Source organism: Nocardioides carbamazepini (genome assembly GCF_024614185.1).
Classification (GTDB): Bacteria; Actinomycetota; Actinomycetes; order Propionibacteriales; family Nocardioidaceae; genus Nocardioides; species Nocardioides carbamazepini.
On the sequence record NZ_JAHTLF010000015.1, the window covers coordinates 176770 to 200716 of the forward strand.

25 protein-coding genes are annotated in these 23947 nt (G+C 72.5%); 11 read left to right on the forward strand and 14 right to left on the reverse strand.

Translation table 11 applies throughout. The annotated features are described in order from the left end of the window. The first annotated feature begins 40 nt into the window (after nucleotides 1–40). The gene (locus KVF89_RS10760) at nucleotides 41–412 is read left to right on the forward strand and encodes a hypothetical protein (protein ID WP_257425538.1); all 372 of its coding nucleotides are present in this window, start codon (nucleotides 41–43) and stop codon (nucleotides 410–412) included. A 70-nt stretch (nucleotides 413–482) separates the two neighbouring features. Here KVF89_RS10760 and KVF89_RS10765 read toward each other — a convergent pair whose 3' ends face one another. The 3 genes from KVF89_RS10765 to KVF89_RS10775 form a co-directional block, all read right to left on the reverse strand. Then, nucleotides 483–1649, reverse strand: a complete 1167-nt coding sequence (locus tag KVF89_RS10765) for an acetyl-CoA C-acetyltransferase (protein ID WP_257425539.1) — start codon at nucleotides 1647–1649, stop codon at nucleotides 483–485. 38 nt (nucleotides 1650–1687) lie between these two features. Beyond that, on the reverse strand, nucleotides 1688–2491 hold the full coding sequence (locus tag KVF89_RS10770) for an SDR family oxidoreductase (RefSeq protein ID WP_257425541.1): 804 nt from the start codon (nucleotides 2489–2491) through the stop codon (nucleotides 1688–1690). A 155-nt stretch (nucleotides 2492–2646) separates the two neighbouring features. Beyond that, nucleotides 2647–3864, reverse strand: a complete 1218-nt coding sequence (locus tag KVF89_RS10775; protein ID WP_257425543.1) for an acyl-CoA dehydrogenase family protein — start codon at nucleotides 3862–3864, stop codon at nucleotides 2647–2649. A gap of 89 nt (nucleotides 3865–3953) precedes the next feature. Between KVF89_RS10775 and KVF89_RS10780 the strand changes: the two genes are divergently transcribed. From KVF89_RS10780 to KVF89_RS10790, 3 genes are all read left to right on the forward strand, one after another. Then, nucleotides 3954–5099, forward strand: coding sequence for an acyl-CoA dehydrogenase family protein (locus KVF89_RS10780; RefSeq protein WP_257425545.1), 1146 nt, complete (start codon nucleotides 3954–3956; stop codon nucleotides 5097–5099). Nucleotides 5100–5184: 85 nt separating this feature from the next. Further along, nucleotides 5185–6126 (forward strand): acyl-CoA dehydrogenase family protein, encoded by a 942-nt coding sequence (locus KVF89_RS30395; RefSeq protein ID WP_257425547.1) that lies wholly within the window; start codon nucleotides 5185–5187, stop codon nucleotides 6124–6126. Then, entirely contained in the window at nucleotides 6126–7118 is a 993-nt protein-coding gene (locus KVF89_RS10790; RefSeq protein ID WP_257425548.1) for an acyl-CoA dehydrogenase family protein, read from the forward strand. The genes KVF89_RS30395 and KVF89_RS10790 overlap by 1 nt, the downstream gene beginning before the upstream one ends. 34 nt (nucleotides 7119–7152) lie before the next feature. Here KVF89_RS10790 and KVF89_RS10795 read toward each other — a convergent pair whose 3' ends face one another. The 6 genes from KVF89_RS10795 to KVF89_RS10820 all read right to left on the reverse strand — a co-directional run bounded on the left by KVF89_RS10795 (nucleotide 7153) and on the right by KVF89_RS10820 (nucleotide 13567). Further along, the gene (locus KVF89_RS10795; protein WP_257425550.1) at nucleotides 7153–8502 is read right to left on the reverse strand and encodes a trypsin-like serine peptidase; all 1350 of its coding nucleotides are present in this window, start codon (nucleotides 8500–8502) and stop codon (nucleotides 7153–7155) included. A 69-nt stretch (nucleotides 8503–8571) separates the two neighbouring features. Next, nucleotides 8572–9234, reverse strand: a complete 663-nt coding sequence (locus tag KVF89_RS10800) for a flavin reductase family protein (protein ID WP_257425551.1) — start codon at nucleotides 9232–9234, stop codon at nucleotides 8572–8574. Nucleotides 9235–9269: 35 nt separating this feature from the next. After that, nucleotides 9270–10169 (reverse strand): iron-dependent extradiol dioxygenase HsaC, encoded by a 900-nt coding sequence (hsaC, locus tag KVF89_RS10805; RefSeq protein ID WP_257425553.1) that lies wholly within the window; start codon nucleotides 10167–10169, stop codon nucleotides 9270–9272. Then, the gene (hsaD, locus tag KVF89_RS10810) at nucleotides 10169–11086 is read right to left on the reverse strand and encodes a 4,5:9,10-diseco-3-hydroxy-5,9,17-trioxoandrosta-1(10),2-diene-4-oate hydrolase (protein WP_257425554.1); all 918 of its coding nucleotides are present in this window, start codon (nucleotides 11084–11086) and stop codon (nucleotides 10169–10171) included. The genes hsaC and hsaD overlap by 1 nt, the downstream gene beginning before the upstream one ends. A gap of 1 nt (nucleotide 11087) precedes the next feature. Further along, nucleotides 11088–12275 (reverse strand): 3-hydroxy-9,10-secoandrosta-1,3,5(10)-triene-9,17-dione monooxygenase oxygenase subunit, encoded by a 1188-nt coding sequence (gene hsaA / locus KVF89_RS10815; protein WP_257425555.1) that lies wholly within the window; start codon nucleotides 12273–12275, stop codon nucleotides 11088–11090. Nucleotides 12276–12415: 140 nt separating this feature from the next. Continuing rightward, nucleotides 12416–13567, reverse strand: coding sequence for a calcium-binding protein (locus KVF89_RS10820; protein WP_257425556.1), 1152 nt, complete (start codon nucleotides 13565–13567; stop codon nucleotides 12416–12418). A gap of 100 nt (nucleotides 13568–13667) precedes the next feature. Between KVF89_RS10820 and kstD the strand changes: the two genes are divergently transcribed. The 3 genes from kstD to KVF89_RS10835 all read left to right on the forward strand — a co-directional run bounded on the left by kstD (nucleotide 13668) and on the right by KVF89_RS10835 (nucleotide 16786). Then, on the forward strand, nucleotides 13668–15347 hold the full coding sequence (kstD, locus tag KVF89_RS10825; RefSeq protein ID WP_257425557.1) for a 3-oxosteroid 1-dehydrogenase: 1680 nt from the start codon (nucleotides 13668–13670) through the stop codon (nucleotides 15345–15347). Next, complete coding sequence (gene chsH3 / locus KVF89_RS10830) at nucleotides 15347–16234, forward strand: enoyl-CoA hydratase ChsH3 (RefSeq protein WP_257425559.1); 888 nt, start codon at nucleotides 15347–15349, stop codon at nucleotides 16232–16234. Before kstD ends, chsH3 begins: the two co-directional genes overlap by 1 nt. A gap of 111 nt (nucleotides 16235–16345) precedes the next feature. Continuing rightward, nucleotides 16346–16786 carry an OsmC family peroxiredoxin gene (locus tag KVF89_RS10835; RefSeq protein ID WP_257425561.1) on the forward strand — a complete coding sequence of 147 codons (441 nt, stop codon included), beginning with the start codon at nucleotides 16346–16348 and terminating at the stop codon, nucleotides 16784–16786. Nucleotides 16787–16874: 88 nt separating this feature from the next. On the opposite strand, the gene rpe is transcribed toward KVF89_RS10835, so the two are convergent. Continuing rightward, entirely contained in the window at nucleotides 16875–17540 is a 666-nt protein-coding gene (gene rpe, locus KVF89_RS10840; protein ID WP_257425562.1) for a ribulose-phosphate 3-epimerase, read from the reverse strand. A gap of 47 nt (nucleotides 17541–17587) precedes the next feature. Here rpe and KVF89_RS10845 point away from each other — a divergent pair, with 47 nt between their 5' ends. Next, entirely contained in the window at nucleotides 17588–18043 is a 456-nt protein-coding gene (locus KVF89_RS10845) for a DUF4440 domain-containing protein (RefSeq protein ID WP_257425564.1), read from the forward strand. Between the two features lie 14 nt (nucleotides 18044–18057). Here KVF89_RS10845 and KVF89_RS10850 read toward each other — a convergent pair whose 3' ends face one another. The 3 genes from KVF89_RS10850 to KVF89_RS10860 are packed head-to-tail and all read right to left on the reverse strand — an operon-like array spanning nucleotide 18058 to nucleotide 20805. Then, on the reverse strand, nucleotides 18058–19281 hold the full coding sequence (locus tag KVF89_RS10850) for a kynureninase (RefSeq protein WP_257425565.1): 1224 nt from the start codon (nucleotides 19279–19281) through the stop codon (nucleotides 18058–18060). A 9-nt stretch (nucleotides 19282–19290) separates the two neighbouring features. Further along, nucleotides 19291–20238 (reverse strand): non-homologous end-joining DNA ligase, encoded by a 948-nt coding sequence (gene ligD, locus KVF89_RS10855; RefSeq protein ID WP_257425567.1) that lies wholly within the window; start codon nucleotides 20236–20238, stop codon nucleotides 19291–19293. A 21-nt stretch (nucleotides 20239–20259) separates the two neighbouring features. Further along, nucleotides 20260–20805 carry an NUDIX domain-containing protein gene (locus tag KVF89_RS10860; protein ID WP_257425569.1) on the reverse strand — a complete coding sequence of 182 codons (546 nt, stop codon included), beginning with the start codon at nucleotides 20803–20805 and terminating at the stop codon, nucleotides 20260–20262. 39 nt (nucleotides 20806–20844) lie between these two features. Here KVF89_RS10860 and KVF89_RS10865 point away from each other — a divergent pair, with 39 nt between their 5' ends. Genes KVF89_RS10865 through KVF89_RS10875 form a run of 3 tightly spaced genes read left to right on the forward strand, consistent with a single transcriptional unit; the run spans nucleotide 20845 to nucleotide 22737 of the window. Continuing rightward, complete coding sequence (locus tag KVF89_RS10865; RefSeq protein WP_257425571.1) at nucleotides 20845–21561, forward strand: AAA family ATPase; 717 nt, start codon at nucleotides 20845–20847, stop codon at nucleotides 21559–21561. Between the two features lie 49 nt (nucleotides 21562–21610). Then, nucleotides 21611–22129: a SigE family RNA polymerase sigma factor gene (locus KVF89_RS10870; protein ID WP_257425572.1), complete on the forward strand. Its 519-nt coding sequence runs from the start codon at nucleotides 21611–21613 to the stop codon at nucleotides 22127–22129. Then, nucleotides 22126–22737, forward strand: coding sequence for a hypothetical protein (locus tag KVF89_RS10875; protein ID WP_257425574.1), 612 nt, complete (start codon nucleotides 22126–22128; stop codon nucleotides 22735–22737). Before KVF89_RS10870 ends, KVF89_RS10875 begins: the two co-directional genes overlap by 4 nt. On the opposite strand, the gene KVF89_RS10880 is transcribed toward KVF89_RS10875, so the two are convergent. Then, on the reverse strand, nucleotides 22734–23930 hold the full coding sequence (locus KVF89_RS10880; RefSeq protein WP_257425576.1) for an MFS transporter: 1197 nt from the start codon (nucleotides 23928–23930) through the stop codon (nucleotides 22734–22736). The two genes, KVF89_RS10875 and KVF89_RS10880, sit on opposite strands and share 4 nt — an antisense overlap. Nucleotides 23931–23947 lie beyond the last annotated feature (17 nt).

Here is a 23947-nt window from a genome sequence, read left to right on the forward strand (position 1 = left end):
CGATGCCGCGGCCTCCGGTTCCACTGGATATCCTGAGAGCGTGAACCAGACGTCGCCGACCGGCTCCGCCAACGCAGGCACCTCGCGTCGGCGTCACCTGATGGACCCGAACGCGCCCCGCAAGGCGCCGGACCCGAAGGATCTCGAGCGGCTTCAGCGGGTGCAGCGCCGGGTCATCTCGGTGCTGGTGGTGACCACCATCCTGCACCTGTCCGTGGGATTCGTGATCGCGGCCGAACACGTCGCCGACGACCGGCTGGACGCCCGGATCGGGCTCAACCTGATCGCGGCGGCCTTCATGGTCGGCGGCATCGCGGCCACGCTGGTGATCAACGGCCGTTCGTGGAAGTCGGCCTGGCTGCTGCTCGGCCTGGTCCCCGGCCTCGTCGGCATCTGGTGGACGGTGCTCTGAGCTCACGCCGCCGGCGCCACGGCCGCCGCCGGCGCCACGGCCGCCGCGGCGCCGGCCGACGGCAGCGGGCTCAGCCGAGCCGCTCGATGATGGTGACGTTGGCCTGCCCGCCGCCCTCGCACATCGTCTGCAGGCCGTAGCGACCCCCGGTGCGCTCGAGCTCGGCGAGCAGGGTGGTCATCAGGCGGGCGCCGGTCGCACCGATGGGGTGGCCCAGGGCGATGCCACCGCCGTTGACGTTGACCTTCTCGTGGGGCGCGCCGGTCTCCTTCATCCATGCCAGGGTGACCGAGGCGAACGCCTCGTTGCACTCGAACACGTCGATGTCGTCGACGGTCAGGCCGGACTTCGCCAACGCGTGCTTCGTCGCCGGGATCGGGCCGGTCAGCATCCACACCGGATCGTCGCCGCGCACCGAGAGGTGCACGACCCGGGCCCGCGGCGTGAGTCCGTGCTCGCGCACGGCCTGCTCGGAGGCGACCAGGATCGCCGCGGAGCCGTCACAGATCTGCGAGGCCACGCCCGCGGTGATCCGGCCGCCGGGAGCGAGCGGCTCGAGGCCGGCCATCTTCTCCAGCGAGGTGTCGCGGGGACACTGGTCGGTCTCGAAGACGGTGCCGTCGTCGAGCGTCAGCGGCGCGATCTCGGCCCGGAACCGGCCGGCGTCGATCGCGGCACGCGCCCGCTCGTGCGAGGCGAGTGCGAAGCGCTCCATGTCCTCGCGGCTGATGTCCCACTTCTCCGCGATCATCTCGGCCGCGCGGAACTGGCTGACCTCCTGGTCGCCGTACCTCTTGAGCCAGCCCGGCGACTCCGCGAACGGCGTGGAGAATCCGTACTGCTGCCCCGCCAGCATGGCCGCCGAGATCGGGATGGCACTCATGTTCTGCACGCCGCCCGCGACGACGAGGTCCTGGGTCCCGGACATGACGCCCTGCGCGGCGAAATGGACCGCCTGCTGCGACGAGCCGCACTGGCGGTCGATCGTCACACCGGGCACGTGGTCGGGCAGCCCCGCGACGAGCCACGCCGTCCGGGCGATGTCGCCGGCCTGGGAGCCGAGCGTGTCGCAGCAGCCGAGGATGACGTCCTCCACCGCGCCGGCGTCGATGCCGGTGCGCTCGACGAGGGCGCCGATCGAGTGGGCGGCCAGGTCGGCGGAGTGGACGCCGGCCAGCGCGCCGCCGCGCTTGCCCACGGCGGTGCGGACCGCGTCGACGATGAAGGCCTCGGCCATGACTGGATCTCCTCTGCGTTGGGGTCGGGGAACAGGGATCAGGCGTGCTGGCTGCTGACGGAGAGGACCTCGCCCGTCAGGTACGACGAGTAGTCGCTCGCCAGGAAGACCATCACGTTGGCGACCTCCCACGGCGCGGCCGCACGGCCGAACGCCTCGCGCTGCTTGAGCTCGACGAGCAGCTCGGGCGACGTCACCTTCTCCAGGAACGGGTGCATCGCCAGGCTCGGCGAGACCGCGTTGACCCGGATGCCGTGGGGTGCGAGGTCGAGAGCCGAGCAGCGGGTCAGCGCCATGACACCGGCCTTCGCGGCGGCGTAGTGGGCCTGGCCCTCCTGCGCGCGCCAGCCGACGACCGAGGCGTTGTTGACGATGACGCCCTTCTTGCCCGCGGCGACGAACCGCTGGCCGACGGCGCGGGTGGCCCGCATGGTGCCGGTGAGGGTGATGTCGATGACCCGGTTCCACGTCTCGTCGGTCACCTCGAGGATCGTGTCCGTGCCGCCGAGCCCGGCGTTGTTGATCATGATGTCGACGCCGCCGAACTCCTCGGCCGCGTCAAGCAGCGCCGCGATGTCGGTCTCCTGCGTCACGTCGCAGACCAGCTGGCGGACCCGCTCGGCGCCGAACTCGGCGGCCAGCGTCTCCTCGGCCTCGGCCAGCCGGCGCGCGTGGGTGTCGCTGAAGACGACCGCCTTGGCGCCCTCCTCGAGCGCCCGACGGACGACGGCCGCGCCGATGCCCGCGCCCGCGGCCGCGGTCACGACGACCACCTTGCCGGCGAGCAGGTCATGGCCCGGGACGTAGTCGGGGGTGGGCTGCTCGGGTCGCATCGCAGTCATGGATTCAGGCTCCCTTGAGGTGCTTCGGATGGGTGACGCCGTCGCGAGCGTCGCGAGGCGCGTGCGATGGCAAGGCGCCGGAGTGAGGCATGCTGGTTGTACGTCGATCGACGGCAACGCGGCCAGCGTGCGTGGATCGCGGCGCGCAGCAGGCGTCATCCATTCGAAGCACCTCGAGGTTCGCGGGGCAGGCCGAGCACGCGCTCGGCGAGGATGTTGCGCTGGATCTCGTCGCTGCCGCCGTAGATCGTGTCGGCGCGCGAGAAGAGGAAGAGACGCTGGTGGTCGTCGAGGTCGTACGGCGTCGCGGACTGCCGCGCGAGGAGGCCGTCGCGCCCGGCGACGTCCATCGCCACCTCGCCCAGCGTCCGGTGCCAGCCGGCCCAGGCGAGCTTGAAGATCGACCCCGCTCCCCCTCCCGCGGCGGAGTCCTGGCCGCCTTCGACGAGGGCGAGCGCGCGCAGGGCGTAGCTGCGGATCACGGCGAGCTCGGCCTTGAGCGCGGCGAGCCGGTCGCGCACGACCGGGTCGTCGATCGAGCCGTTCTGCTTCGCACGGTCGACGACGCTCTCGAGCTCGCGGGCGAAGCCGACGGTCTGGCCGAGGGTGGACACGCCGCGCTCGAAGCCGAGCAGGCCCATCGCCACTCCCCAGCCGTGACCGGGCTCGCCGACGACCAGGTCGGCTGCGGTGCGGGCCCCGGTGAAGAAGACCTCGTTGAACTCGGATCCACCGGTCAGCTGCTCGATCGGGCGCACCTCGACGCCGTCCTGGCGCAGCGGTACCAGGAGGAACGAGAGCCCGTGGTGGCGGGCCGAGCCCGGGTCCGTGCGGGCCACGACGAAGCACCAGTCGGAGAGGTGGGCGAGCGAGGTCCACACCTTCTGCCCGTCGACCACCCACTCGCCGGTCGACTCGTCGCGGCGGGCCCGGGTCTGCACGTTGGCGAGATCGGAGCCGGCGCCGGGCTCGGAGTAGCCCTGCGCCCACAGCTCGCGAACCGCGACGATCTCGGGCAGGAACCGCTGCTGCTGCCGGGGTGTGCCGAAGGCGATGAGCGTCGGGCCGAGCAGCTGCTCGCCGAGGTGGTTGACGCCGGCCGGAGCGTTCGACCGTGCGTACTCCTCGTGGAAGATCACCTGCTGCCACAGCGAGAGTCCGCGGCCTCCGTGCTCCTTCGGCCAGCCGACGGCGGTCCAGCCGTGCTCGGCGAGGTGCTGGTTCCACGCGAGCCGCTCGTCGTGCGCCTCGTGCTCCCGCCCCGGCCCGCCCAGGCCGCGGAGCGTGGCCCACTCACCGGCCAGGTGGTCGCCCAGCCATTCCCGGATCTCGGCGCGGAACGCGCGGTCCTCGGACCCCTCGGTGAGGTTCATGGCTGGTACTCTACCAAGCAAGTGCTTGGTACGGTAACCATCCGGCGCACGTGTGCCGATCCCCACGCCGATGAGGAACGCGAACTGACATGGATCTCCAACTGAGCGAGTCGGAGCTGGCCTTCCAGGCCGAGGCCCGCGCCTGGCTGAGCGCCAACGTGCCGGCCGGGCCGCTGCCGTCCCTCGACACCCCGGACGGCTTCCGGCTCCACCAGGAGTGGGAGGCGAGGCTCGCCGCCGACCGCTGGTCGGTCGTGTCGTGGCCGGCGGACCACCACGGCCGCGAGGCGTCCCTCGTGGAGTGGGTCGTCTTCGAGGAGGAGTACTACCGCGCCGGCGCGCCCCTCCGGGTCTCGCAGAACGGCATCTTCCTGCTCGCGCCGATCATCTTCGAGCACGGCACACCCGAGCAGCAGGCCCGCTTCCTGCCGACCATGGCGACCGGGGAGCGGATCTGGGCCCAGTGCTGGAGCGAGCCGGAGGCGGGCTCGGACCTCGCCTCGCTGAGGTCCACGGCACGTCGCGACGACGCTCGCGGCGGCTGGGTCCTCAACGGCCAGAAGATCTGGTGCTCACGCGCCGCGCTCGCGCACTGGGGCTTCGGCCTCTTCCGCAGCGACCCGGACGCCCAGAAGCACGCGGGCCTGACGTACTTCCTCTTCCCGCTCGACGCCGCGGGCGTCACCGTCCGCCCGATCGCCCAGCTCGACGGCGAGGCCGGCTTCGCCGAGGTCTTCTTCGACGACGTGTTCGTGCCGGATGCCGACGTGCTCGGCGCGCCCGGCGACGGCTGGCGGGTCGCGATGAGCACCGCCGGCAACGAGCGCGGCCTCTCGCTGCGCTCCCCCGGCCGGTTCACCGCCGCCGCCGACCGGCTGCTGGCGCTGTACGACGAGCGGCCGGACCCCCGCGTCGCCGACCGCGTCGTCGACGCCTGGCTGAAGGCCGAGGCCTACCGCCTCTACACCTGGGGCACGGTGACGAGTCTGCGCGACGGCGGCGACGTCGGTGCGGCGGGCTCGGTCAACAAGGTGTGGTGGAGCGAGCTCGACGTCGCCCTCCACGAGACCGCCCTCGACCTGCTCGGCCCCGAGGCCGAGATCGAGTCGGCCTGGCTCGACGGCTACACCTTCTCGCTGTCCGGCCCGATCTACGCCGGCACCAACGAGATCCAGCGCAACATCATCGCGGAGCGGATCCTGGGCCTGCCCCGCGAGGCGAAGGGAAGCCGGTGACCAAGGTGACGGCAACGACCCACCGCACCCTCCCGGGTGTACTGAGCCTCGCGCACCAGCACAGTGAGGCGAAGGGAGATCAACAGTGAAGTTCGAGCTCACCACCGACCAGCAGGACTTCGCGGCCTCGCTGGAGTCGCTCCTGGCGGCCGCCGACACGGTCACCGTCGCCCGCGCCTGGGCCGAGGGCGACCACGGCCCCGGGCTGCGGCTGTGGCAGCGGCTCGCGGACCAGGGCGTGACCGCCCTGCTCGTCCCCGAGGACGCCGACGGCATGGGGGCGACCCCGGTCGAGCTGGTCGTCGCGTTCGAGGCGCTCGGCCGGCATGCCGTCCCCGGGCCCTGGGTCGAGGCCGCGGCCTACCTGGCCACCGAGCTGTCCGGAGAGGCCCGGACGGCCATCGCCGCCGGGGCGGTCGCGACCCTCGCCGTCGCTCCCCACACGCCGTACGCGCTGGACGCCGATGCTGCCGACCGCGTCTACCTGGCCGGCAGCGACGGCGTGCGCACGGCCACCGTGGGCGAGCCGCGCCCGTCGGTCGACCGGACCCGCCGGCTGTTCACGCTCGCCGCGGGACCGGTGCACGACACGGCCGACCGGTCGCGGGAGGCCTTCGACCTCGCCGTCCTCGCGACCTCCGCCCAGCTCCTGGGCGCGGGCGAGCGGGTGCTCGCCGACGCCGTGACGTACGTCAAGCAGCGCAAGCAGTTCGGCCGCGAGATCGGCTCCTACCAGGCGATCAAGCACAAGCTCGCCGACGTGCGCATCGCGCTCGACTTCGCCCGTCCGCTGGTGTTCGGCGCCGCCCTCGACCCGACCCCGCGGGCGGTGTCCGCGGCCAAGGTCGCGTGCGCCGACGCGGCCTATCTCGCCTCCCGCACCGGCCTGCAGGTGCACGGCGCGATCGGCTACACCCAGGAGTTCGACCTGAGCATCTGGATCACCAAGATCCGCGCGCTGGTCACGGCCTGGGGCACGCCCGGCTTCCACCGCGCCCGCATCCTCGAGACGCTGCGGAGCGCATGATGCGGTTCGAGCTGAGCGAGGAGCAGGCCGAGCTGGCGGCGACCGTGCGCGGCCTGCTCGCCAAGCGCGCCGACTCCCTCGCGGTCCGCACGGCGTCCACCGCCGAGACCGGCCACGACCCGGCCCTCTGGTCGGTGCTGTGCGAGCAGATCGGCGTGGCGGCGCTCGCCGTCCCGGAGGCGTACGACGGGGTCGGGGCGAGCTTCTTCGAGACGGCCGTGGTGCTCGAGGAGCTCGGCGCCACGTTCGCCCCGAGCCCGCTCCTCGCGACCACCGTCGCCACGGAGGCGCTGCTGGCCGGCGCGACCGAGGACGCCAAGCAGCGGCTCCTGCCCCGCATCGCGACGGGCGAGATCGCGACGATCGCACTGGACGACGAGCCCGTCCTCGACGGTGACCGCGCGGCCATCGTGCTCACCGTGCGTGGTGACGAGCTGGTGGAGGTGACCGGGGCGGTCGCGACCTGGGTCGAGTCGATGGACCAGAGCGTCCGGCTCGCCCGGCTCGACCTGTCCGGCGCGGAGCTCGCGGTGATCGGCGACGGCGCCGCCGCCCGGGCGCGGGCCGAGCTGGTGGGCGGCGCGGCCGTGACCGCTCTCGCCGTCGGCCTGGCGGACCGCGCCCTGCGGATGACGGTCGACTACAGCAAGGAGCGCGTCCAGTTCGGCCGCCCGATCGGCTCCTTCCAGGCGCTCAAGCACCGCATGGCCGACGTGCTGGCGCGGGTCGAGATGTCCCGCTCGGCCAGCTGGGCGGCGTCCTACGCCGTCGCGGACCCGGAGTCGGATCCCGCGGAGGCCGCGTTCCTGACGCACGCCGCGGCGTCGTACGCCCTGGAGACCGCCGCCCTGGCGGCCGGCGAGTGCGTCCAGCTGCACGGCGGCATCGCGATCACCTGGGAGCACGACGCCCACCTGGTGTTCAAGCGCGCGCACGCGCTCGGCCAGCTCTACGGCGCGCCGCACCGGCACCGGGCGGCCATCGAGCTGTGAGCCCCGAGCTGTGAGCCCCGGGCTGAGCCGGCGCTCAGCCCACGGGACTCGTGCAGCGGGTGGCGCTCACCACGGCCGGCGTGCGATCCAGCGGCAGCGGACACGGCAGGACCGTCACCACCACGGGCTTGCTGTGCTTCCTGCCCTTCCTCACCTTGATCCGGTACCACCGGGTCCCCGGCGAGAGGGCCTGGGTCACCACCGCGCCACCGCCGCGGGTCCGCACCGTGCCGACCCGCTGCCACGGCCCGGACGGCACCGTCCGGACCTGGAGCACGACCTTGCGCACCCGCCGGGTCGTCGCGATCAGCTGGTAGCTCTCGCCGAAGCCCACGGCGCTCGCCGTCGCGGTCAGCCGGAGCCGCGGCTTGCGCCCCTTCTGCGGGCGGTGGTCGAGGAGGCGCCCCGCGACCGGGCGCACAGCGGTCCGGGCGGCCGCGAGCAGACTCTCGATCGATGAGTCGAAGGGCGTCGCCAGCAGCACCGACCGCCCCTCGATCAGCCGTGAGGTGACCGCCCAGATGAAGCCGGTGTCGGCACTCGCCATCCGGAGGAACCACGGGCCGCCGCTCGATCCCTGGTTCATCGGGCAGGACAGCTGGGCATCGGTGCTCTGCGGCAGCGGGGTGGACGAGCCCGTGCACTCGTGCCGCGTCAGGCCGTCGTACGGCGGCTCGGCGGGCCAACCCACGATCCGTACGCCGTCCTCCCGCGCCGGGTAGTTCCAGGCCAGGCCGTTGCCGCCGACGACGTCCACCAGGTTCCGCCCGTTCAGCGGCGCCACCGTGATCATCCCCTGGTCGCGCGCGAACGCGTCGCACTGCTGGATCCACTCGCTGTGCGTCACCGCGTGCGTGCCGACCCAGGAGCCGAAGGGCGCCGCGCGCTGGTCGTAGCCGGGGACGAAGAGGAAGTTCGTGAAGTACGTGCCGGCGCGGCAGCCGAGGACCGTCGAGACCCCACCGGAGTTCACACAGTGTCCGGCGGTCACGACGAGGTTCCGCTCGGGCGTGTTCACGGCCGCGGCGGAGCAGACGTAGGTCGACGCCCCCTGGCTGAAGAACAGCTTGCCCGTGCTCCGTGGGCTCGGGTCGGCTGCGGCGGGCGCCCGCGCGGACGGCGCTCCCGTCACCCGCGGTGTCGTCGCGGGCAGCGGCTCCCCGGCCGGGTCGAGGTCGAGCGGCACCGCCTCCCGCATCCGCTCCGGCGTCCAGAAGGCGCGCACGCCCTGGTGGGTCAGCGCGTGCACCACCGGCTCCGGCGCCCGGACGCCCGGCGGCGTCGGTGTCGGGTCCGCTCGGGCCGCCGGAGCCGTCACGGACAGCCCGGCCGCCAGCCCGGCGGCCAGGGCGGTCGTCACGACCACCCCGAGCGACCTGCGCATCCTCATCGATCCCCCCGACCGGCGTCGTCGTACTCGAGTCAGGGGCTCAACGCACCGCGGTGAGGCAGGTCACGAGCCGGTGGTGCGGTAGCGCCCCTTGAAGTAGAGCAGCGGCTCGACGACGGGGGCGTCGTCGGCGTGGACCTCGAGGTGCTCGACCCGGCCGACCACGATGAAGTGGTCACCACCCTCGTAGACCGCGTGGATCGTGCAGTCCAGGTGGGCGAGGGTGCCGGCGATGACCGGCGATCCGGTGGACCGCGCGGGCGCCCAGTCGATGCCGGCGAACTTGTCGACGCCCTTGGTCGCCATCTGGCCCGAGACGTGCTCCTGGTCGGCGGCGAGGACGTTCACGCAGAACCGTCCCGCGCGCTGGATCAACGGCCAGGCCCGCGACGAGCGGGCGGGGATGAAGGTGACCAGCGGGGGGTCGAGGGAGACGCTCGAGAACGACTGGCAGGTCAGGCCCACCGGCTCGCCGTCGCTCATCGTCGTGATGACGGTGATCCCGGACGCGAAGCAGCCGAGCACGTCACGGAACCGACGCGCCGCGGCCTGAGCCTCGGGGTCGTCGTGGACCGCGACCTCCTCGCCCGGACGCAGCTCGAAGTCGACCTCGGCGTCACCGAGCCAGGACTGGATCAGCTCCGGGTGCGGCCAGGTCGCCCTCGCGTCGGCACTGATCCCTTCGGGGATGCCGCCCGCGGACGGGTCCTGGTTCTCTGCCGGCACGGCTCCCACGGTAGTGGCCCCCATCGTGACGTCCGTCAGCGCCCGCCGCTGAAATCGTGGCCCCAGTACGACACCGCCGTCGACTCCCGCGCGACCCAGCGGTCGTCGTCCACGGTCATGCCCTCGGTGCCGAACTCGACGTCGAAGCCTCCGGGCGACCTCACGTAGAACGAGATCATCTCGTCGTTCATGTGGCGCCCGAGCGTCGCCGACAGGGGCGCCTGGTGCTTGCGGACCCGCTCCAGCGCGCGGCCCACGTGGTCGAGCTTGTCGACCTCGAGCATCACGTGCACGCACTTGCTGGGGTTGGGCATCGGCAGGAACGCGAGCGAGTGGTGACGCGGGTTCACGCCGAGGAAGCGCAGCCAGACCTTGCTGCCCGGCTCCTTGCCGACGAACTCGCCGGGCATGCTCATCGAGTCGCGCAGCCGGAAGCCGAGCACCTCGGTGTAGAACCGCAGCGCCTCCACGTCGTCGAGCACCGGGACGACGATGTGGCCCATGCCCTGCTCGGCGGTCACGAAGGTCGCGGCGTACGGCGTCACGACGGGACGCGCCTCGTAGGTGATGCCGTGGAACAGCTCGAAGACGTTGTCCCACGGGTCGCGGAACCGGACCAGCTCCTGCACCCGGCGCTCGTCGAGCTCGGCGGGGGTGCCCTCCTCGAACTCCACGCCGGCCTTCTGCAGGTGCTCGCGCGCGGCCTGGAGGGCCTGGTGGTCGGCGAGCTCCCAGCCCGTGCAGTCGAGCTGGTCGACGTCACCGGGGAACACGACCAGCCGCGCGGAGACCTCGTCGATGCGCCAGTACTGGTGCTCGGGGTTCGGGCCGCGGCCCTCGGCCAGGCCGAGAACCTTGCCGGCAAAGGTCTTCCAGGCGCCCAGGTCGGTGCTGGCGACCCGGATGTAGCCCATGGACTTGATGTCGATCGACATCAGGAGCGCTCCTTGTGACGGTTGAGGAAGTTGACCGTGATCTCGCGGAACTCGTCGGCGGCCTCGATCTGCGCCCAGTGACCGCAGTTGGGGAAGACGTGCAGCTGCGCCTTCGGGATCAGCTTGAGTGCCGCGAACGCGCCGTCGAGCGGGTTGACCCGGTCCTCGCGGCCCCAGGTCAGCAGGGTGTGCTTGCGCAGGCGGTGCGCCTCCCGCCAGAGCATCCCGTCCTCGGCGGTCTCCGGGTTCCAGAAGGACATGCCCATCGAGCGCATCGCGTCCTGCGCGCCGGGGGCCGTCGCGTCGGCGAAGCGCTCCTCGACGAGCTCGTCGGTGACCAGGGCCTGGTTGACGACCATGGTCGAGATGAAGGCACGCAGGGACTCACGGCTGGGGTGGGCGCCGAAGTCCATCAGCCGCTGCACACCCTCGGTCGGGTCGGCGTGGAAGAGGTTCAGCGAGAGGCCGCCCGGGCCCATCAGCACCAGCCGGCCCACGCGGTCGGGATGGGTCAGCGCGAGCCGCATCGCCGTACCGCCGCCGAGGCTGTTGCCGAGCAGGTGGACCTTCTCGATGCCGAGCTCGTCGAGCAGCGCGACGACCGCGTCGGCGGCGAACCGGTAGAAGTTGCCCACCACAGGGGGCTTGTCCGACCCGCCGAAGCCGGGCTGGTCCACCAGGATCGTGCGGTACTCGGCGGCGAAGCCCGCGAGGGCCGGCCCGAAGTTAGACCAGGACGACGCGCCGGGTCCGCCGCCGTGCAGCATCACCAGCGGCAGGCGCCCGCTGTCGCTGGTCGAGCCTGTCGAGCCCCCCGCCTCGTAGTAGTTGAGGGTGATCTCGCCGGTCGCCTCGGTCTTCACCTGGGCGCTGCGACGCGACGTCTCCTTGAGCTGCTCCACCTCGGGGCCAGCCATCTCAGTACATCCCGGGGTCGACCTTGTGGCCGAACTGCTGCGCGCCGTACATCTGCAGCGCGCGCTCGGGGTCGTTGGCCGCGTGCACCCGTCCGGCGTGCGCGTCGCGCCAGGCCCGCTGGAGGTAGGTGCCCTCGGCGAGCGCCCGGCCGCCGGACGCCTCGAAGAGCGTGTCGATCGCCTCGATCGCCCGGGCGGTGCCGAGCACCTGGTCGCGCCGCACGCGCAGCCGCAGCTCGAGCGGGATCTGCTCCCCACGGGCGACATGGGCCTGCTCCTCGCGGATGTTGCTCGTGAGCAGCGCCCAGGCCGCGTCGATCTCGGAGGACGAGCGCGCGATCCGCACCGCGGCGAAGGGGTCGAGGGACGCCTTCTCCCCGAGGTACGCCGCACGCACGCGCTTCTGCTGCATCTCGACGTGCTCGGCGTACGCGCCCCTGGCCATGCCGATGATCGGCGTGGCGATGGTCGAGGTGAAGATCGAGTGGAACGGCAGCTTGTAGAGGTCGCTGGTGTTGACCGCCTGGCCGGGACCCTTGCACTGGCCGGTCTCCCCCATCGAGAGCGTGAACTCCTCGGGGATGAAGGTCTCCTCGACCACGATGTCGTTGGACCCGGTGCCGCGCAGGCCGACGACGTTCCAGACGTCGACGACCTGGTACTTCTCGCGCGGGACCATGAAGGTCCGGAAGTCGACCACCTGGCCCTCGGCGTTGAAGACCAGGCCACCGAGCAGCACCCACGCGCAGTGGTCGGAGCCCGACGAGAAGCTCCACTTGCCGGAGAGCGTGAAGCCGCCGTCGGCGACGACCGCCTTGCCCGTCGGGGCGTAGGACGAGGAGAGCCGGACGCTCCCGTCGTCCCCCCACACGGCCTGCTGGGCGCGGTCGTCGAACAGCGCGACCTGCCACGGGTGGACGCCGACCACGCTGGACACCCAGCCGGTCGAGCCGTCGGCCGAGGCGATGTCGCGCACGGCGGTGTAGAAGGCGAGAGGGTCGGCCTCCATGCCGCCGTAGCGCTTCGGCTGGAGCAGGCGGAAGAAGCCGGTCTCCTCGAGCTCCTTGACCGAGGCGTCCGGGATCACCCGGAGCCGGTCGCCCTCCTCAGCCCGCTCACGGAACGTGGGCAGCAGGTCGCGCACGCCGTCGAGGACGGCGGTCACCTCGGGGGCGAAGTCCTGGTTCATGGGAGCTCCTGTGTCTGCGACAGAATGTGTGCGGACCCAGATTAGAACAGGTTCTACTTTTGGGGCAAGCGGGCGACGCCCGACGCGCACGGGGCGGCGGACCCGAAGGTCCGCCGCCCCGTCCGGCACCGACGCTGTCGTCAGCCGGCGAGGTTGCGCCACCACACGGTCTGGGTGCCGTCCGGGTCCCAGTGGAACGGGTCCTTGCCATAGAGGACCGTCTCGCAGCCCTTCGCCTTGACCTTCTTCGCGGCGATGTTGAAGTACACCTTGTCGACGCCCGCGCCGCACGCGATCCTCATGCCCTTGGTCGGGTTCTTGATGTACAGCGTGTCATTGCCGGCACCCGGCCTGATGACACTGTCCTCGTCGATGTCGCCGATGTAGTACGTGTCGTCGCCGGCACCGCCGATGGCCTTGAACAGGCCGCTGAGCAGGCCGTACCGGTCACCGAACTCGTCGTTGCCGGCACCACCCTTGAGCACGTCGCCCTCAGCAGGGATCGCATCCTCGACGTAGACGTAGGAGTCGTAGTCGACCTCGACGAAGCGGTCGTTGCCGGCTCCGCCCTTGACCTTGTCCGCCCCCTCCCCGCCCGACAGGAAGTCGTCACCAGCACCGCCGCTGACCTTGTCCTCGCCACTGCCGCCCACGGCGACGTCGTGACCGTTGCCGGCCTTCACCTTGTCGTTGCCGGCGTCGCCGAAGAGGTCGTCAGAGCCCTCGGAGCCGACCAGCTTGTCGTTGTCCTCGCCGCCGTACAGGTCGTCGTTGCCGAACCCGCCCCAGACCTTGTCCCGGCCCGCGTCGCCGGACGCCTGGGCACCCCGATAGCCGTCGGGCACCTGGCCGCCGGTCGCCTCGTCGTAGCGCGTCTCGGGCTGGGTCGGATCGCCGTTCCCGGCGCGGATCCTGTCGTTGCCGTCGCCACCGGTGGCCCGATCGGATCCGTCGCCCGTGTTGATCCGGTCGTTGCCGAAGCCGCCACTGATGGTGTCGCCACCCGCCTCGCCCGAGATCCGGTCGTTGCCGTCCCCACCGATCAGGGCCCAGTCGTCGCCGTTGCCGCCGTAGATCCGGTCGTTGCCGTCGGCGCCCTCGATCCGGTCGTTGCCGTCGCCGCCCCAGAGCTTGTCCTTGCCCGCCAGGCCCATGATCTGGTCGTCCGCGGACGTGCCGACGATCTTGTCCTTCTTCGGCGTGCCGACGAAGTCCTGCGCGAGCGCCGGAGCGGCCACGCCGATCGCCAGGGTCGCCACGAGCCCGCAGCCGAACGCGTTGATTCTCCTCATGTTCACTCTCCCAAAGCCTGGTGCGAGGATTTCCCTACCGGGCGACGTGCCCGCTCAGCCGGCCCTCAAACCCGGACTAGAACCTGTTACAGTTTTGGCCATGAAGGACTCGTACGACGTCGTCGTGGTCGGCGCCGGCGGTGCCGGCATGTCTGCCGCGCTCGCCGCTGCGCACCTGGGGCTCGATGTCGTCCTGGTCGAGGCGAGCGGGCACTTCGGCGGATCCACCGCCCGCTCCGGCGGCGGGGTGTGGATCCCGGGCAACTACGCGCTACGGGCCGCGGGCCAGGTCGACGACGGCGATCGCGAGGCGGCGAAGACCTATCTCGACGCGATCGTCGGGGACGTCGTGCCGAAGGTGCGGCGCGACACCTACCTCGACCGGGGCCCCGAGGTCCTGGACTTCCTGCGGGAGACGACGCCGCTGCGCTTCACCTGGGTCCCGGAGTACGCCGACTACCTGCCCGAGCGACCCGGCGGCCGCCCGCGCGGGCGCAGTGTGGAGCCGGTCCCGATGGACGCCCGCTTCCTCGGCGACGAGCTCGACCGGCTGCATCCGCCGTACACCAAGGCCCCGGCCAACCTGATCGTCACCCAGGCGGACTTCCGCAAGCTCAGCCTCGGCCTGCGCACCATTCGCGGCCCGCTGACCATGATCAAGGTGATGGTCAAGCGGCTGCTCGCGATCGTGACCGGCAAGAAGATGTTCGCGATGGGCAACGCGATCGCGATCGGCCTGCGCAAGGGCCTGGTCGACGCCGAGGTTCCGGTCGCCTACGACACGCCACTGCTCGACCTGCTCGTCGAGGACGGCCGCGTCGTCGGCGTGGTGGTGGAGCGGGACGGCGAACGACGCTCGATCCGCGCGACCCGCGGGGTCGTCCTCGGCTCCGGGGGCTTCGAGCACAGCCAGGAGCTCCGCGAGAAGTTCCTCCCCCAGCCCACCTCGGCGGCGTGGTCCACCGGCGCGGCCTCCAACACCGGCGCCGGGCTGCTCGCCGGGACGGCGGCCGGCGCCGCGACCGACCTGCTCGACGACGCCTGGTGGGGACCGACGATCCCGCTCCCGGGCCGAGCCTGGTTCTGCCTGGCCGAGCGCAACCTGCCCGGGTCGATCATCGTCAACGCGGCGGGCGCGCGCTACATGAACGAGGCGCTCCCCTACGTGGAGGCGACGCACGAGATCTACCGGGGCGAGGCCACCGGCGTCGGCCACGTTCCCTCGTACATGATCTTCGACCAGACCTACCGCAACCGCTACCTCTTCGCCGGCGTCGCCGGGCGCCAGCCGTTCCCGGGCCGCTGGTACAAGGAGGGCGTGGTCACCCGCGCGGACACGCTGGGCGAGCTGGCCGCCGAGGTCGGCCTGCCGGACGGCTCCCTCGACGCCACCGTGGACCGGTTCAACGGCTTCGCCCGCTCGGGCGTCGACGAGGACTTCCACCGCGGCGAGTCGGCCTACGACAAGTACTACTCCGACCCGACGGTCACGCCGAACTGCTCCCTCGCCCCGATCGAGAAGGGCCCGTTCTACGCGGTCAAGATCGTGCCGGGCGACCTGGGCACGAAGGGCGGCCTGGTCACCGACGAGCGTGCGCGGGTGCTGCGCGAGGGCGGCTCGGTCATCCCCGGCCTGTACGCCGCGGGCAACGTCTCGTCCGCCGTCATGGGCAACACCTACCCGGGTCCGGGCGGCACCATCGGGCCTGCGATCGTGTTCGGGTACCTGGCCGCGCAGGACATCGCCGCCGAGGCAGCCGCCGCGAAGGAGAACGACTGATGCCCATCGACCCGTCCGTTGCGATCGGGGCCGACCTCGGCTCCCGGACCTTCTCGTGGACCGAGTCCGACGTCCTGCTCTACCACCTCGGCATCGGCGCCGGCTCCCGCCCTGGCGACAATCTCGCTCCGGCAGCGCTGCGCTACACGCTCGACGACGCGGCCCTGCAGGTGCTGCCGTCCTTCGGCGTGGTCGCGCCGACCTTCCACGAGACGAGCCCACCGCCGCTCGACCTGCCGGGCTGCGACATCAACCTGGCCCAGGTCGTGCACGGGGCCCAGTCGATCTCCGTGTCGGGCCCGCTCCCGACGTCCGGCACCGCCACCGTGCGGACGACGATCACCGACGTCTGGGACAAGGGCAAGGCCGCCGTCATCTGGCAGGAGGGCGTCGCCACCGCCGGGGCCGACGAGGCCGGCGAGGAGCTGTGGCGGGTCCGCTCGTCCATCTTCGTCAAGGGCGAGGGCGGCTGGGGCGGTGACCGTGGCTCGTCGGCCGCCGTCGAGGTGCCGACGCGCGACGCGGACCACGTGTCGTCGTACGCCGTGACGCCACAGCAGGCCCTGCTCTACCGGCTCTGCGGCGACCGCAACCCGCTGCACGCCGACCCCGGCTTCGCCAAGGCCGCGGGCTTCCCGGCCCCGATCCTCCACGGGCTGTGCTCCTACGGCATCGTGCTGCGCGAGCTCACCGACGGCCTGCTCGGCGGCGACGCCACCCAGGTCGCCGGCTTCGCCGGCCGCTTCGCCGGCGTGGTGTTCCCGGGCGAGACCATCCGCGTGGCCGGCTGGCGCGAGGGCGCGTCGGTCATCGGCTCCGCCACGATCGAAGGCGGCCCGCGCGACGGCTCTCCGGTCCTCGCGGACTGTGTGCTGAGTCTGGTCTGACCCCGGGCTGGGGCTGGGGGCATTGCGGTTTGGTCCCAAACCGCAACAATTGGGACCGGAAACATGCTGTTTCTGCCCAAATGAGACCTGTTCTCGCACGAGAGGATCCCCATGCCCACTCGCACCGGACGCACCGCCTGGACCGGCGGCCTTCAGGACGGCACCGGCCAGGTCGAGCTGACCTCGTCGGGCGCCGGCACCTTCGACGTCTCCTTCCCCAAGCGCGCGGCGGACGACGCCGACGGCACCACCAGCCCGGAGGAGCTGATCGGCGCCGCCCACTCCGCGTGCTACGCGATGTCGCTGTCCAATGAGATCGCCAAGGCCGGCGGCACCCCGATCGCGCTCGACGTGTCCGCCGACGTCACCCTCGGCCCCGACCCCGCCGGCGGCTTCCAGCTCACCGGCATCGTGCTGACCGTCCGCGCCGAGGTCGACGGCCTCGACGCCGCGGGATTCGACGCGGCCGCGGGTGCGGCCAAGGTGGGCTGCCCGGTCAGCAAGGCGCTCTCGGGTGTGGCGATCACGCTGGATGCCGCCCTCGAGGGGTGACGCGACGACAGTTTCACCGGCCGGCCGGTGAAACTCACGCTGGGACGAGGAAACTTCCTCGTCCCAGCGTGAGTCTCGTCGTCCAGGCTCAACCTCGGGCAGCCTCGGCCCGCGCCCGTAGGGCGGCGACCATGGCGTCGGGGTCCTGCGCCGAGTAGACCGCCGAGCCGGCCACGAACACGTCGGCGCCCGCCTCGGCACAGCGCTCGATGGTCTCCAGCGAGACCCCGCCGTCGACCTGCAGCCAGGTCTCGACGCCGTGCTTGTCCATCAGCGCCCGGGCGCGGCGGATCTTCGGGAGGCACAGGTCGAGGAACCGCTGACCGCCGAAGCCGGGCTCGACGGTCATGATCAGCACCATGTCGAGCTCGGCCAGCATGTCCTCATAGGGCTCGATCGGCGTCGCGGGCTTGAGCGCCATCGACGCCCGCGCCCCCGCAGCCCGGATCTCCCGCGCGAGCCGGACCGGTGCCTTCGCCGCCTCCACGTGGAAGGTCACCGAGCCGCAACCGGCCTCGACGTACGCCGGGGCGTTGCGGTCCGCGTCCTCGATCATCAGGTGGGCGTCCAGCGGCACCGGGCTCACCCGCGCCAGCGCCTCGACCATCGCCGGGCCGAACGTCAGGTTCGGCACGAAGTGGTTGTCCATCACGTCGACATGGACCCAGTCGGCGCCCGGGATCCGGGCGACCTCCTCGCCGAGCCGCGTGAAGTCGGAGTTGAGGATCGACGGGGTGATCTGGATATGGCCCACGGGCGGCCAGTCTAGGAGGTGCCGGGCGTTCGGGCATGATCGAGGCCGTGCCCACCGACGATCACCACGATCCCGACGACCAGGCCGTCCGTGCGGTCGTCGACCGCTTCTTCGCCGCCTTCGTCAGCGGAGAGGACGCCGCCGAGCACGCCGCCGACCTGCGCCGGGTGCTGCTGCCCGAGGCGATCCTGGTCAGCCTCGCCGGCGCCGAGCCCACGACGTACGACGTCGAGTCGTTCGTCGCCCCCCGGGTGGCCCTGCTCGGCGGCGGCACGCTGGCGGACTTCCGGGAGTGGGTCGTCGACGCTCGCGTCGACCGCTTCGGTGACATCGCGCAGGTCTGGTGCACCTACGCGAAGTCATGGCGGCAGGGCGGCGTGCCCGCACGCGGCACCGGGGCCAAGTCGCTGCAGCTCGTGCGGACCGTCGCGGGCTGGCGGATCAGCGCCGTCGCCTGGGACGACGAGCGTCCTGGTCCCGACGGCGCGCCGATCCGGCGCTAACGCTCCGCCGGGCTCTACTGAGGCGTCGCGCCCAGCGCGCTCCCGATCGCGGCCACCCCCGCCGCGACCTCCGCGAACGAGGTCGACAGCGGCGAGAGGCCGATCCGCAGGCCGTCGGGCATCCGGAAGTCGGGGATGACGTCGCGCGCCCACAGGGCGGCGGTGACCTCCCGCATCCGCGGGTGCGCCAGCGTCACGTGCCCACCGCGCCGCGCCGGATCGCGCGGCGAGGCGATCCGGACGCCGGGGAGGTCGCACTCGACCAGCGCGACGGCGTACTCGGTGAGCGCGACCGACTTGGCCCGGACCGCCTCGATCCCGGCCTCGGCGAGCAGGTCGAGCATGTCCTCGAGGCCGAGCATGCCGACGATCGGCGGCGTGCCGCTGAGCAGCCGCCGGATACCGGCGGCCGGGACGTAGGCCGGGCCCATCGTGAACGAGTCCGCCGCGCCCATCCAGCCCTGGACCGGCTGCGCGAACGTGCCGTCGGCGAGGTGCCGGGCCGCCACATAGCCGAAGGCGGGTGCGCCGGGACCGCCGTTGAGGTACTTGTACGTGCAGCCGACCGCGACATCGATCCCCCAGGCGTCGAGCTCGACCGGCACCGAGCCGCCGGAGTGGCACAGGTCCACGAGGATCCAGGCACCCGCGTCGTGCGCCTGTCGCGCCAGGGCCGCGACATCGGCGAGATAGCCGGACTTGTACGCCACGTGGCTCACCACGACCAGCGCCGTGTCCGGGCCGAGCACCGGCGCCAGGTCGTCCACCGTCATGCCGCCGTCGGGGTCGACGTCGAGCCAGCGGACGGTGAGCCCGCACTCCCGCGCGACCCCCTCGACGACGTACCGGTCCGTGGGGAAGTTGTCGCGGTCGACCACGATCTCGCCACGTCCCGGTCGAGCGGCGACGGCCGCGCGCACCATCTTGTAGAGCAGGACCGTCGTGGAGTCGCCGATCGCGACCTGTCCGGCGGCTGCCCCGAGGGCGATCCGGCCGAGCCGGTCCCCCAGCGTCAGCGGCAGGTCGAACCAGCGCTCGTCCCAGCCACGGATCAGCCGCCCGCCCCACTCCTCCTCGACGAAGGCGGCCATCCGCGCCGCCGTCGTGCGCAGCGGCCGGCCCAGGGAGTTGCCGTCGAGGTAGACGATCGGCCCCTCCGCCCCGACGAAGCGGTCCCGGTGGCCGAGGAGCGGATCGGCGGCGTCGAGCGCCGCTGCGTCGAGCGAGGTCAGCGTCACGCTCGCAACCTACCCCTCGGGCCCGTCCTCGTCCGGCAGGTCGTCACGGTCCGCCCACGCCAGCAACGGGGCGATGTCGAAGACGTGGTCGTCGATGTCGTGGTGCAGATCGCCGAGCTCCGCGAACCGGGCCGGTACCGTGCGGATCGTGAAGTCCCGCGGGTCGGCGGCGTCGACCTCGTCCCACCGGATCGGGGTGGAGACGCGGGCATCGGGCAGGCCGCGCACGGAGTACGCCGCCGCGATGGTGTGGTCGCGGGCGTTCTGGTTGTAGTCCACGAACACCGCGGCCGGATCGCGGTCCTTCTTCCACCAGGTCGTGGTGACCAGGTCCGGCGCGCGCCGCTCGACCTCCCGGGCGAAGGCGAGCGCCGCACGACGCACGCCCTTGTGGTCGTGCTCGGGCTTGATCCGGACGTAGACATGCAGGCCCTTGCTGCCGCTGGTCTTCGGGTAGCCGACCGCGCCCAGCTCGTCGAGCACCTCGTGGGCGACGTGGGCGACCCGCCGGATGTCGTCGTAGGACGACGCGGGGCCCGGGTCGAGGTCGATGCGCCACTCGTCGGGCTGCTCGGTGGCGCCGCGGCGGCTGTTCCACGGGTGGAACTCGACCGTCGACATCTGCACCGCCCAGATGACCGAGGCCAGCTCCGTGACGCACAGCTCGTCGGCCGTCCGCTTCCACCGGGGGAAGAAGAGCTGGACGGTCTCGACCCAGTCCGGGGCGCCGGCGGGCAGGCGCTTCTGGTGCACCTTGTCGCCGTCGAGGCCCTTCGGGAACCGGTGCAGCATGCAGGGCCGCTCCCACAGCGCGTTGACGATGCCCTCGCCGACGGCGAGATAGTACTCGACGAGGTCGAGCTTGGTCGCCCCGATCTCGGGGAAGTACACCCGGTCCGGGTTGCTCACCCGCACCACCCGGCTCTCGACCTCGATCTCCACCGCCGGCGACGCCATGGCGCGAGGGTACCGAAAGGGTCAGCCGACGCGGCCCAGCGCGACGAGCGCGAGGAGCAGACAGGCGAGGCTCTCGCCGTCGGAGATCTCGCCGCGGCCGACCCGGGCGAGGAGCTCGTCGAGCGGGACCCGGTGGACGGCGACGATGCCGTCCTCGAGCATGGCGTCGCCGCCGACGTACGTCAGGCCACGGGCGAGGTAGACGACCTCCGGAGCGTCGGCCACGCCGACGAGGGCGTTCATCCGGCCGATCTCCTGCCACTCCGACGCGGCGAGGCCGGTCTCCTCGCGCAGCTCGCGCCGCGCGGCCACGAGCGGGTCCTCGCCGTCCGCTCCGCCGGCCGGCAGCTCCAGTGACGCGCGGTCGCCGGTGGTGTAGCGGTCGATCTCGACCAGGACGACCTCGTCGTCCTCGGTGAGGGGGACGACGAACACGGCCGGCTGGCGTACCTCGACGACGCCGTAGATCCCGTCGCTGCCGTCGGGGCGCACCACCTCGTCCTCGCGGACCCGGATCCACGGGTTCTCGTAGGCGATCCGGGTCGAGCGGCGCTGCCACGTCCTCATCGGGTCAACCTAGGACATGCCACCACGTAGCGTGAGCGTGTGGACTTCGACCAGCCGCCCGTGGTGCGGGTGAGCGCCGAGGAGCGGCTCGACGCCGCGGCCTGGCCGATGACGATCCCAGCGGTCGCCCAGGTGGTCCGCGAGGGCCTGGAGCTCGCGAAGGGGGTCACCTTCCTCGTCGGCGAGAACGGCTCCGGGAAGTCGACCCTGGTCGAGGCGGTCGCCGTCGCCTACGGTCTCTCACCCGAGGGCGGAACCGCCCAGGGCCGACACACGACGCGTCCCTCGGAGTCGCCGCTGCACCGCGCGCTGCGGATCCAGCGCGGGCTCGGGGCCGGCCGCTGGGGCTTCTTCCTGCGCGCCGAGACCATGCACGGCTGGTACACGTTCCTCGAGGCCAATCCCGGCACCAGGGATCCCGTGTTCCACGAGATGAGCCACGGCGAGTCCTTCCTCGAGGTGCTCCGCACCCGGTTCGACTCCCCCGGCTTCTACTGCCTCGACGAGCCCGAGGCGGCGCTCTCGTTCTCGTCGTCGCTCGGGCTGATCTCGGTGCTCGACCGGGTGGTCCGCGAAGGCGGCCAGGTGCTCTGCGCGACCCACTCGCCGCTGCTCGCGGCGATGCCCGGCGCGACGATCCTCGAGGTCGGTGACTGGGGCCTGCGGCGTACGACGTGGGAGGAGCTCGAGCTGGTCCAGCACTGGCGGCGCTACCTCGACGACCCGCGGCGCTACCTGCGCCATGTGCTGGACTGAGAGTGCTCGTGGATCGGGTTGTCACGCGACCCGGCGCCCGGAGCGTCTGGTGGGTGTGAAGGCAGACCGGCAGGCCGAGGAGTTCACCGCGTTCGTGCGCGCGACCGGTGCCCAGCTCCACCATGCCGCCCTGCTGCTGACCGGCGACCACCACCTCGCGGAGGACCTCGCCCAGGCGACGTACGCCAAGGTGTTCGTGCGGTGGCGTCAGGTGCAGGCGGCGCAGAGCCCGGTCGCCTACGCCCGGACGATCCTGCTCAACACCTTCCTGTCGCACCGGCGGCTGCGGCGCAACGGCGAGCGGCCGAGCGACCTCACCGACACCGACGTCGGTCCGCCGGAAGCCGGTCCGGACCCGGCACTGAAGGTGGACCTGCTGGTCGCGCTCACCGGCCTCGCGCCGCTCGACCGTGCCGTCGTGGTCCTGCGCTACTGGGAGGACCGCAGCGTCGCCGACACCGCCGCCGAGCTCGGGATCAGCGAGTCGGCGGTGCGCACCCGCGCCCGCCGCGCCCTGCAGCGGCTGCGTCCCCTGATCGACCCGATCTCCGAGAGGACCCACCCATGACCGACCACGACTCCCTCGACACCCTCGTCGGGCCCGCGCTCCGCGAGCGGCTGAACGACGAGCGCCCCGACCTCGAGCACCTCGCCGCCACCTCGCTGTCCGCGGGGCTCCGGCTGCGCCGTCGTCGGCTCGCGGTCTCCGGGGCCGCCGCGGGCGTCGCGGCGGTTGCCGCCGTCTCGGTGGGCGCCGGCCTGCTGTCCGGTGGCGGTACGGCGGCCCGCGACGACTCGGGCGCGCAGCGCCCGACCGCGACCGCGACGGTGACGGCTCCCGGAGCCGCGACGACGGCCCCGGCCGCCGAGGGCGACCCCGCGTTCCCGGTCGTGGTCGACGTGCCCGGCTGGACCTGCGAGTACTTCGCGATCGACGAGAAGGCCTGGTGCACCCGCGGCGAGCTGGGCGTCTCCGTGGTGGCCCGTCCGCGCTCGGAGTACGAGGCCTGGAAGGGCAACCCCGACAAGGAGGGCTCGGCCCTCTGGATGAGCGCTCCCCACGGCAACTACTTCGCCACGCTGCAAGGTGGCGAGGGCGGCCTGTCGCCCGCCGACCTCGACGCCTTCGTCGACGGGCTCGTGTTCGCCCCGCGTTGGGACCGCCCGGCCCGCTAGACCGTGCTGGCGGGCGACGTCGGGGTCGGCGTCGGGGTCGGCGTCGAGGCACGGGTGGCACGGGCCAGACCGAGCGCGGCCACGGCGATCAGGGTCGCCGCGGGCAGTCCGAGTGCGCCGACGCCCTGCGCCGCGACGATGCCGGACGCCAACGCAGCACCGACCGCGATCCCCCCGTTGAACAGCACCGGGATCAGCGCGCCGGCCAGCGCCCGATGACCGGGGCCGGCGAGACGCAGGATGAGCGTCTGCGCGAAGGGCGGCAGCGCACCGGACGCGAGGCCCCACAGCGCGACGAGCGGCAGGCCGCCGTACCGGCCGACGGCGAGGACCCCGACCGCCGTGAGGACCGCCGCGACCACCAGGCCGGCCCCGGTCCGCTCGAAGCGGCCGGCGACCACGACGCCGACCGCCGACGAGAGGCCGAACACCAGCAGGGCAGCGGCGGGCGGCCCGGCCAGCCGGGTGACGAAGGTGTACGCGCCGTAGTGGCCGACCAGCACCAGCGCGACCAGCAGGGTCACGACGACCATCGCCCGCAGCGAGCCGTGCGACCCTCCGTCGCTCGCCTGGGACGCCGGCACGGCCCCGGCGACGGGCACCGTCCGGAGCACCAGCACGGCGGCGATCAGGCTGATCCCGGCCAGCACCACGAACGACGCCCGCCAGCCCGCGAGGTCTGCGACCAGCCGCCCGATCGGCGTACCGAGCACCATGCCGAGGGTCGCCCCACCGAGCACCACGGACGTCGCACGGCCGAGGAGCCGGTCTGGCACCAGGTCGGCGACGTGGGCGTTGACCGTGGACCAGAGCAGGCCGACCGCCGCGGCCCCGAGGGTGCGGGCGACCACCGCGACGACGTACGACGGCGCGAGGGCGGTGCCGACCGCGGCCACCGCGAACGCGACCAGACTGCCCGCGATCACCGTCGGGCGAGGGACACCGCGGGTGAGCCGGACGAGCGGGATGCTCGCCACGACGACCACCGCCGCCCAGAGGCTGACGAGCAGGCCGGCGGCGGACTCCGCGACCCCGAGGCCGCGGCTCATCGGGCTGAGGACGGCGGTCGGCAGCATCTCGCCGGTGACCATGACGAGGGTGGCGCCGCCGAGGGTGAGCAGGACGGGCCAGGGCAGGCGGTCGGTCGGGTCGGCCGGCGTCAGAGAGGTGGGTGCGGGGGTGGTGAGGGCCATGTCCTCGACGCTAGACT